The organism is Myroides odoratimimus (assembly GCF_030326305.1).
Classification (GTDB): domain Bacteria; phylum Bacteroidota; class Bacteroidia; order Flavobacteriales; family Flavobacteriaceae; genus Flavobacterium; species Flavobacterium odoratimimum_A.
In genome coordinates, this window is sequence record NZ_JACAKB010000092.1 from 1 (window position 1) to 620 (window position 620).

Consider the following 620-nt stretch of genomic DNA (forward strand, 5'->3'; position numbering starts at 1 on the left):
CCAGGAGGAAAGAAACAAATCTTGATTACTAATGAGAACGGAGATGTAGTATGGGTAGATGCCAGTAATGAGATCATTATAGATGCAGTAAAGAATAATGAAACTGTTACTGTATTACTAGATAAAGAAAACGGAACTTTCGAGTACTACAATGAGAAAGCAATAAACAAAGACGGTAGCTTAAATAAAGATTTAGCTGTAAAGTTTAATGCCAATACTTTAAGCATTGTAGAGAGAGAAGGAAAAGAGAAAGGTATTTATGACTTCTTTGATGGAGAGCACAAAGACACTCCATTAATGACTATCAGTACCCGTGCCAATTCTATTTATTTTGACAACAGCTCAACTGTTATAGAGGGAGATAACCTACAAGAAGTAATCGAGAATATTATCACTAAAATAGAGATAACTCAAGGTACACCTTCTGCTATTAAAGGAGGAAGTGATATTCTAATCAATGACAAGGCAGAATTAGCAGATGCAGTTTTAAAAGAAATGACTTTAAGTATTGCCCCAGGAGCAATTACTCCAGAAAAAGTACAACCAGGAGGAAAGAAACAAATCTTGATTACTAATGAGAACGGAGAAGTAGTATGGGTAGATGCCAGTAATGAGATTAT

1 pseudogene is annotated in these 620 nt (G+C 34.7%); it reads left to right on the top strand.

The features are described 5' to 3' along the window. A pseudogene (locus HX049_RS18420) lies at positions 1-620 on the top strand (hypothetical protein); the annotation flags it as partial.